Source organism: Candidatus Korarchaeota archaeon NZ13-K (assembly GCA_003344655.1).
Lineage (GTDB): Archaea > Korarchaeota > Korarchaeia > Korarchaeales > Korarchaeaceae > Korarchaeum.
Window position 1 is genome coordinate 1 of the sequence record MAIU01000053.1, and the last position, 8,231, is coordinate 8,231.

Here is an 8,231-nt window from a genome sequence, read left to right on the forward strand (position 1 = left end):
ATCCCCCCCCTGCCACTCTTTGAGAACTTCTCACCCTCGTACAGCAGGAACTCCGTGGAGGCCACGTTGAACGGGAGAACATAGCCCTCTCCACTCGCCATCAGGAGGGCGGGAAGTATTATCGTGTGGAACGGGATGTTGTCCTTACCGACGAAGTAAACGGACCTCGTCTCACTGTTCCTCCAGAACTCATTGAATTTGCTTATCTCACCCCTTCTGTGGAAGTACTCCTTGACCGCCGAGACGTAGCCCAGCACGGCCTCCATCCAGACGTAAATTGTCTTCCCCTCGGATCCGGGGAAGGGAGCTGGGATACCCCACTTGTTGTCCCTAGTCAGGGATCTCGGTTTGAGTCCCTCCTCGAGCATCGATAGTGAGGCCGCTCTCGCATTGGCGGGGAGATTCTCGTTATTCTCTATATACCTCCTCAGCTCTCTTGAGAACTTCGGGAGATCGAAGAACCAGTGCTTGGTTCTCCTCATCTCAGGGACCGATCCGCATAGAGCGCACTTAGGGTCTATCAGGTCGGTGGGATTGAGGAGCCTGCCGCAACGCTCGCACTGATCCCCGTGAGCCCCCTCGTACCCGCAGTACGGACACTTTCCAGTGACGAACCTATCCGGAAGGAACATCCCATCCTTCGGGCAGAACAGCTGCTCCGTCTCCATCTCAAAGATGTGACCGTTCTCATAGACCCTGAGGTAGAAGTCCCTGACGAACTCCTTGTGAATCTCGCTCTCGGTTCTGGTGTAGTTATCGAAACTTATCCCAAAGCTCCTGAACAGCTCGCTCACGTACTCATGCATCTCATCGGTTAGCTCCCTGGGATGCCTTCCCCTCCTTATTGCCTCTATCTCTATCGGGGTCCCGTGCTCGTCGGATCCCGAGACGAAGACCACCTCTTCCCCAATCTTCCTGAGGAATCGCGCGAACACGTCGGATGAGAGCACCTGAATCAAGGTGCCCAGGTGCGGGACCGTGTTTATATATGGCCAAGCGGAGGCGACTATCCACCTCATCCCGGATCTCGCGAGTCCACCGCGTAACCTATTTTAAGCGTGCACCAGGCATTCAAGCCCTGATGAGGGCTTCTGATGATTGTATCCTAAAGTCAAATGAGGAATTTCTCGTGCTATTGGAGGATTTCAGATCCTCTGCTGATCATAGGGAGAAATTAAAAGCGTTGTGCAGGCTCAGCGGATACCTGAGATATCTATTCTTCGAGATATTAGAGGAAAACGTGCAGAACGCTGTGGGAGGGGACCTGGGCACGTTGATATGCGGGATCCCCCTGGTCATCTCAAGCGGCATCGACCTCTGTGAGGGCTCCGGGGAGGAGGAGAGAGACTCCATCTGCGGTGTGATCTTGGACTCCCTGAGCCTGGCCCTTGCGCTGGTCAGGAAGCTTGGGAGAGATGATGGCATCCTCGAGCTGATAGGTCAAATACAGGCAAGGCTTTACGAAAGACCCGAGATAGATGGGGACATCCTGCCCATGCTGAAAGATTTCCTGGAATCTTTCATCAGGTCATTCGGATGATACGGGTGAGCAGAATTGCGACAGCACCTTGCTTATTATGTAAGAGGTGGAACTGTCCCCGAACTTCGGGAGCCTCACCACCTCGACCTTCAAGCCTCTGCTCTCCAGCTCCCTCCTCAGCCACTCCTCATCGGCCCACTGATCGTAGCCAAGAGCGATCACATCCGGCCTCAGCTTCACAACCGATTCCAGGGGATCCTTATCACCTATGACGACCCTGTCAACCGGTTTCAGGTTCTTCACTATGTAAGCTCTTACAGATTCGTCGAGCACTGGATCCCTCTTCTTGAATCTCCTAACGTTCTCATCCCTCGCGACGACAACTATGAGCTCCCCATCATCGCCAGCTAAGTTCTTTGCCTCCCACAGCATCTTTATGTGACCCTCGTGCAGTATGTCGAACGTCCCTGCGACCATCACCCTGCGTCCCATCCGAAGGTCAACCCTCCCCAAGATTTAAAAAAGGGATCCGAGGCATCGCTCCATGGGAATGCTCGAGGATCTGATGAAGAGGGAGAAGCTCTCGATATGCAGTCATGGCGAGGACCTAGATGGCCTCTCCTCGGCATCTCTCATGATGGCCGTCAAGCCCGAGGGTTTGAAAGTCCACTTCTCAGCCCCTTACGAGATAAGGGACTCCGAGGACAGCTATGACCTGGTCCTGGATCTACCACCGCCCAAAGGGGGCGCCCGCGTTTTGGTAGATCATCACATCTCGAACGCGTCATTGCTGGACAGGGTGAGGGTCCACGTGCTCAGACCCGAGTCCCCCTCCACCGCCAGGATCCTCTATGATATGCTCTCCGGTTGGGAGCCCGGGGTGATGAGGTACTCGGGGATGATCGATCTGACGGACGCCATCGACTCCGGGGAGATGGATCTAGAGTCGGCCATCTTCACCTCGGCGATCAGGAAGCTGTTTAAGGAGAGGAGAAGGAAGCTTATCGATGTATGCAGGGACCTCCTGATGCAGATTCCCAGAAGTTCCAAGGATCTAGTGGGACTTCCCTCCCTGCGATCCGAGATAGAGCTCCTGGGCAGGGAGTACGGGGGATTGATCGAGACGATCCTCTCCCTCCCCGGGGGGGAGGCCCTGCTCATCAACGTGACGAGCTATCCCTCCTACCTTGTCCCGCTGATCCAGCTGGCATCGAGGGATTACAAGCTGATGGGCACTCTAACTAGAGGATCCGATGGCCTCTTCAGGCTCTCCTTGAGGAGCAGACCCGACTCCCCACTGACGGCCCTGAGGCTGGCCGAGTCCTTCGGGGGAGGTGGTCACGAGCATGCGGCGGGGGCTCTGATCCCCCCATCGGCCGTGACCGAGGTCGCGGAGGTCATAAGGAGGCACCTCTCGCTTGACCTCATGGATCTTTGAATTCTGTTGAGCTCATCCTAGCGAGTTTTGATGGATTCCCGATGCGATGCCCCACCCACGTCGATGATGCTTTTATGATCTTCCCCCTAGGTCATGCCGGGGCGATGATGTGGGAGGTGATCCATGAGCTTCGAGACCTGATGCATGATTACAGATGAACCACTGAGCCCCACCTTTTTATTATTCAGCATCCCGACAGCTTATGAGCCCAGCTCTGGTGAGGGATGCGGGTTCCGTTGAGTTCTCTGAGGTCGCTGGATCCAAAGGCGCCTACATAAAGTGGCTCATCTCCCCGAAGGATGGGGCCCCCAACTTCGCCATGAGGCTGATCAGGGTGGAGGCGGGCGGCGTCATACCGGAGCATTCTCACCCCTGGGAGCACGAGATCTTCATCCTGAAAGGTAGTGGAAGGATAAGGGTTGGGGAGGACACCTATCAAGTCTCTGAGGGTAACGCCGTGCTCGTGCCCCCGAACATACCTCACGAGTATCATGCCACCACGGAGATGCTCTTCATCTGCATGATCCCCAACTCGGGAGTCCCTCCCGAGTACAGGTAGGGTAGGGAGCTTGGCGGTAAGGAGCTTCATAGCAATAGATGTGAGCGATCCTGATATCGTTGCAAAGATCCTGGCCATACAGGAGGAGATCCTCTCCTCTAATGCCAAATTAAAGCCCGTCGAGAGGGAGAACCTACACTTCACGCTCAAGTTCCTGGGGAACGTCGAGGAGGCTCGAATCGAGATCATCAAGAGGCTCATGGATGATATCCTGAGGAACTTTCAGCCATTCAAGATGGAGCTGAGCTCCGTTGGGGCATTTCCAACAGCAAGCAGGCCCAACGTCGTCTGGATAGGGGCTGGTGAGGGAAGGGAGCTCTTCATAAGGATGGCGAGTGAGCTGGACAGGGCCCTATCGAGACTGGGGTTCCAAAGGGAGAAGAGGGCAATAGAGCCCCACCTGACCATAGCTAGGGTTAAGGGGCACGTGGGAAATCTGCCAGATGTCATCAGGAGACTCTCGGACGTGAGGGTTGGTTACGTGACGGTCAGTGAGGTCAAACTGAAGAGGAGCACCCTGACGCCCGAGGGCCCGATATACGGGGATCTTCATGTGGTGAGCCTGGGGAAATAAAGGAGCAAGATCAGGCCGCAGGTGGGGCCGGCCTCAGCGTTATCAGCTTCCAAGATATTATAAGCATGAGGATCGATACTATCGCGAGCTCCACGGAGGAGAGCGCCCTGAGTATGTACAGGAAGGTCTTATCATCGACTAGGAGGACTATGAATGACAGCACTATGAATGAGATTCCCCCTATTCCGAAGATGAGACCCTGCCACCTCACATTGGCAGAGCCTAAGCGGTAATTATTAAAAGATAGCGGGGCCTCCTGCTGTGATGCCCACTCTGTACCTGCTCACCGACTTCGGTTACCAAGATTACTACGTGGGGGCCATGAAAGGTGTGATAAAATCCATATGCCCCGGTGCGAACGTGGTCGATTTGTCCCACGGTGTGCGCAAGTTCGATGTGAGGCATGGGGCCTTCATACTTTGGCAGAGCGTGAGCTGGTTGGAGAGAGGTTCCATAGTCGTGGGGGTGGTGGATCCAGGAGTGGGCACACTGAGAGATCCCATAATTGTCAAATCCGGGCATCTAGTGTTCGTAGGCCCCGATAACGGACTGTTCTGGCCGGCCATCCAGAGGATCGGATCTTATGAGGTCCACAAGATAGACCTGAGGGGAACAGGGCTTGCTGAGAGGAGAACAGGTACCTTCGATGGGAGGGACGTCTTCGCACCGATAGCCGCGATGCTGGCATGCGGTAAATCCATAAATGAGCTGTCCTTCGAGAAGAGGGGAATGGAGATGATTGATCTTTGGCGCGTGAGGGTGGAGGAAAAGAGAATAGAGGGTGAGGTGAGGAACATAGATCATTTCGGGAACATAGTCACGAACATACCTTGGAGTTACATTAACTTCGAGAGGGCAATCGTTAGGGTAGGTAATTCCATCGGGAAGGCGCAGAAATCGGCGCATTATAGTTACAGGGGACTCCTCATGATAAGGGGGAGCAGCGAACTGTTGGAGATCTCCTTAGCAAGGGGAAGCGCAGCGGATCTGCTCGGGGCCGAGGTGAACGATGATATCTCGATTGAGGTGATTGAATGATCCTGTCGCTGCAGGAGGCGCTCCCAGAGCCTGAATCCATCGTGGGCTCCAAGGCCTGGAACCTGGCTAAGGTGATCTCAGCCGGCATGAGGGTCCCCGAAACCCTGATAATCCCCTCGACGGAGATTTCAAGGATTTTGAGTGATTCTGGGATAAGGCATATAATATTTGAACTAGCGAGGGAATTGGCATCGGGAAGTTCCCGGGAAAGTCTGATTGAGATGGAAAAAAATTTGAAATCTAGAATACTCTCCCTGGGGATACCGGACGCCCTGGTGAGGGAGGTCGCGTCCGCCGTTGAGGGGAGGATCAGCGGGTTTCTCATAGCTCGCCCCTCTCCCTTCTCGCCGGGCATCTCGGATGGGGACCTGAAGGGAAGGATGCCAGTTTGGTACTGCGGTCCGAACGAGGAGGAGATCCGGAAGGCCCTGCTAAAAGTTCTTTCGGATTCCTTCAACCTGAGGGCCGTGGCCAGGGTATTGGATCTTGGAGCCTATCCGGAGGACCTGTCACTCGCGCTGATGCTGCAGCAAGCCGTCATCCCGAGGTCCTCGGGCGTTTCGATCTGCTGCCCCGCTGGGAGGAGCGAGATCCTGGTGAGGTCCACGTGGGGTCTCATCGACGGATCCCCGACCGACAGATTCAAGATGAGCCTGGATCTAAGAGATCTGACGGAAAGCGAGGTTAACGAGAAGAAGGTCAAGTTGCTGCCAACGGAGCGCGGTCTCGTTGAGGTTGGGGTTGATAGTGATCTCTGGCTCATGCCCTCCTTATCCAAGGAGGAGATGGTGAGGGTCGCGGGCCTCCCCTTGGACCTCTCGCTCATCTTCGGAACACCCACCGTGGTGGAGTGGATGATCGAGGAGGGATCTGATTCTATCTTCGTGATACAGGCTTACAAGGACTCAGGAAAGCCCAAGGTTAAGGCCCTAGAGAGGAAGGTGATGGTCCTCTTGGAATCGAGGGTCCCGGGCCAGGCGCCCCCGGAGAGGACCCAGGCGCCGGAAAGGGTTCCCGCTAGTGCGGGGGTGAGTGGGGTGGCTCACCTCCCCCTGCCGGCCTCCAGGGTATACATCAGGGGTCGCTCACTTGAGCTGGCGGATGGCTCAGTCATCACGCAGGCTCAGGCCGGCATGCAGGGATGTGATCGCTCGTTGATAGTGATAGAAGAGGCTGAGGACATCAGAGAGGAGATCCTAGCCAAGTGCAGGGGAAGTTACCTCGTCCTTAGATCGGAGGATCTGGCGAGCGCTGAGGAGAGGGGGAGGAGGATCCTCTCAGCCGCCCCGGATGCGAGGCTGATACTTCATGCGCGCGACCTGAGGTTCCTCATGATCCCAAGGAGGGTCTCCAGCACGTTCCCCGGGATCCTGATACCCATCGAGATACTCTCGGGGATGGATGAGGAGATGCTGGAGCATCTCCTCAGGAGGGTCAGGGAGATCTTCAAGTGGGTCTTCGTGGATCTGCAGGAATCCCTTCCCCCAGTCGATTTGATCTGCAGCTTATTGAGGGTGGGAATCCGTGATTTCATTCTCAACGATGAACTAGCCCCGAAGCAGGCTCAGCTGATCCTCAGAGCTGAAGGAAGGATTCTCCTAGACTTAGCCGGTATCGTGCTAAGAGAGGGAGAATTTTGAGGCTCCTAAGCAGGGAGCTAGGTGTCAGGAGGATCCTTCAGATCCTGCTCATCGCGCTCACCGCCCTCCTCCTGTTGAGTGAGGCGGCCAGGGGTGTAGTGCCGGATAGGCATAGGGTTTATGGTGTGGCGCTATCCGCGATAATGCTATACGCGAGCCTGAGGATGGCTGGACCCGTCGGGAGGACCTTCCTCCTATTTCTCGTCCTCTCCTTCATCTTCCCTCCAGCGCTGCTCCTGGCCCTGATGCCTAGGAGGCATCGGGAAGCTCGGAGCGAGATCATCCTGGAGCCGGAGGGCCAAGTGAACCTGCTAAATGCTTCCTACGGATCTAACCTCGTGATCTGCAGGTCCGTTAGACTGATGGGGTCCGTCGCCATCTCCCTAGCTCGGGAGATGTCCAAGCACAGGAGGGTGGTTCTAGTCGACTGGAACGGGGATGCCCGCGCGAGGCTCAAGGAGATTGAGCATAGGATCGCCAATCCGACGGACATCTGGTTCGGATACCAGGGAAGCCTGGGATCCTCTTACTACGTGACCCTCTCAGAGCTCCTCTCTTACCTGACCGGGGCGGATCCCTCGTCAGTCCTGGCGCTGCTCAGGGGGGAAGGACCTCCCGTCCTGAGGGATCCAAGGATCGGTGAGTGCGAACCCCTCATCTCCACATCGAGTTCCGAGGGACTGAGGATGGAGGATGCTCTTCCTAAGCTCGTAGGCGTCCTGATCTTGGATGCATCCAGACTAAGCGCTAAAGGTAAGAACCTGATCTCCCTCATGACACTCTTCCAGTGCTCCGTGTACAGGGAAAGGGACTTCCTGGTAATAGCTCCTCTTCTCAGCCCTCTCACGGATGAGAGGGTGAATCCTAGGATAAGGGATGAGCTCAGATGGATGATCTCCTCCCTATCAGGGGCCGGATGCTTCATAGTGTCGACGAGGGAGTCTTCAGCATTCTCAGATGAGTTTGATAACATCTTTGAGTGCGGTGATTGCGCTAACCCCATTTACAGGCTGGATGATTTCCGGATCTGCCCTTGGACAGCGGATAGAGGTAGGAGGCGACCTTGAGGATCCGGTGGTAGCCACCCCTGTTTCCCGTCACGGCCTCGGCCACCAAGGAGTCGGGGATCATCCCAACGACTCTCTTGAGGATGCCCAGCCTCATCAGGGCATCCGCAGCCCTCCTGTAGGTGAGACCAGCATCCACTAGCGGTTTCACATGCTTAGACACAAGTCCCTTATACTTTACCTCAGGGGAGTCGCTCTCCAGGGAGATGGAGAGGAGATAGGCGGAGATCACTGCCGTATGTATCCCCCCGCCATTGGATGGTATCACCATACCGGCCGAGTCGCCCACGAGGAATACGCCATCCCTAGCCAGTTCATCGGTGATCCCGCCCACGGGAACAAATCTTCCCCTGAGAGAAATATTGTCGAGCTTCACTCTCGCATTTATCTTTGATAGGAAGGTCCTCATCTTATCTAGGATTCCCCCCCTCCCAT

General features: G+C 55.7%; 11 protein-coding genes. 7 read left to right on the top strand and 4 right to left on the bottom strand.

The window, feature by feature from the left end; all coding sequences use genetic code 11:
• The coding region (gene metG / locus BA066_05670; protein RDD53194.1) for a methionine--tRNA ligase at nt 1-1,019 on the bottom strand (1,019 nt) is incomplete at its 3' end.
• Nucleotides 1,020-1,081: 62 nt separating this feature from the next.
• Between metG and BA066_05675 the strand changes: the two genes are divergently transcribed.
• Nucleotides 1,082-1,540, top strand: a complete 459-nt coding sequence (locus BA066_05675) for a hypothetical protein (GenBank protein ID RDD53195.1) — start codon at nt 1,082-1,084, stop codon at nt 1,538-1,540.
• Here the strand turns inward: BA066_05675 and BA066_05680 are convergent.
• Nucleotides 1,529-1,972: an FAD synthase gene (locus tag BA066_05680; GenBank protein ID RDD53196.1), complete on the bottom strand. Its 444-nt coding sequence runs from the start codon at nt 1,970-1,972 to the stop codon at nt 1,529-1,531. The genes BA066_05675 and BA066_05680 overlap by 12 nt on opposite strands.
• A 52-nt stretch (nt 1,973-2,024) precedes the next feature.
• Here BA066_05680 and BA066_05685 point away from each other — a divergent pair, with 52 nt between their 5' ends.
• The 3 genes from BA066_05685 (at nt 2,025) to thpR (ending at nt 4,051) form a co-directional block, all read left to right on the top strand.
• The gene (locus tag BA066_05685; GenBank protein ID RDD53197.1) at nt 2,025-2,918 is read left to right on the top strand and encodes a hypothetical protein; all 894 of its coding nucleotides are present in this window, start codon (nt 2,025-2,027) and stop codon (nt 2,916-2,918) included.
• A gap of 202 nt (nt 2,919-3,120) precedes the next feature.
• Complete coding sequence (locus BA066_05690) at nt 3,121-3,477, top strand: cupin domain-containing protein (protein RDD53198.1); 357 nt, start codon at nt 3,121-3,123, stop codon at nt 3,475-3,477.
• 10 nt (nt 3,478-3,487) lie between these two features.
• Nucleotides 3,488-4,051, top strand: a complete 564-nt coding sequence (gene thpR / locus BA066_05695) for an RNA 2',3'-cyclic phosphodiesterase (GenBank protein RDD53199.1) — start codon at nt 3,488-3,490, stop codon at nt 4,049-4,051.
• A 10-nt stretch (nt 4,052-4,061) separates the two neighbouring features.
• On the opposite strand, the gene BA066_05700 is transcribed toward thpR, so the two are convergent.
• Entirely contained in the window at nt 4,062-4,262 is a 201-nt protein-coding gene (locus BA066_05700) for a hypothetical protein (protein ID RDD53200.1), read from the bottom strand.
• Nucleotides 4,263-4,315: 53 nt separating this feature from the next.
• On the opposite strand from BA066_05700, the gene BA066_05705 reads away from it, so the two are divergent.
• The 3 genes from BA066_05705 to BA066_05715 are packed head-to-tail and all read left to right on the top strand — an operon-like array spanning nt 4,316 to nt 7,796.
• On the top strand, nt 4,316-5,089 hold the full coding sequence (locus tag BA066_05705) for a hypothetical protein (GenBank protein RDD53201.1): 774 nt from the start codon (nt 4,316-4,318) through the stop codon (nt 5,087-5,089).
• Nucleotides 5,086-6,729, top strand: a complete 1,644-nt coding sequence (locus tag BA066_05710; GenBank protein RDD53202.1) for a hypothetical protein — start codon at nt 5,086-5,088, stop codon at nt 6,727-6,729. Before BA066_05705 ends, BA066_05710 begins: the two co-directional genes overlap by 4 nt.
• Nucleotides 6,726-7,796 (top strand): hypothetical protein, encoded by a 1,071-nt coding sequence (locus BA066_05715; GenBank protein RDD53203.1) that lies wholly within the window; start codon nt 6,726-6,728, stop codon nt 7,794-7,796. The genes BA066_05710 and BA066_05715 overlap by 4 nt, the downstream gene beginning before the upstream one ends.
• Here the strand turns inward: BA066_05715 and BA066_05720 are convergent.
• Nucleotides 7,723-8,231 (bottom strand): hypothetical protein (locus tag BA066_05720; GenBank protein ID RDD53204.1); only part of this gene is annotated, 509 nt, incomplete at its 5' end. The genes BA066_05715 and BA066_05720 overlap by 74 nt on opposite strands.

Excerpts from the sequence above, each read along its gene's own strand:
- BA066_05675 (RDD53195.1), top strand. The coding sequence starts at position 1,082 with ATGAGGGCTTCTGATGATTGTATCCTAAAGTCAAATGAGGAATTTCTC.
- BA066_05680 (RDD53196.1), bottom strand. The coding sequence starts at position 1,972 with ATGGGACGCAGGGTGATGGTCGCAGGGACGTTCGACATACTGCACGAG.
- BA066_05685 (RDD53197.1), top strand. The coding sequence starts at position 2,025 with ATGGGAATGCTCGAGGATCTGATGAAGAGGGAGAAGCTCTCGATATGC.
- BA066_05690 (RDD53198.1), top strand. The coding sequence starts at position 3,121 with ATGAGCCCAGCTCTGGTGAGGGATGCGGGTTCCGTTGAGTTCTCTGAG.
- BA066_05705 (RDD53201.1), top strand. The coding sequence starts at position 4,316 with ATGCCCACTCTGTACCTGCTCACCGACTTCGGTTACCAAGATTACTAC.
- BA066_05710 (RDD53202.1), top strand. The coding sequence starts at position 5,086 with ATGATCCTGTCGCTGCAGGAGGCGCTCCCAGAGCCTGAATCCATCGTG.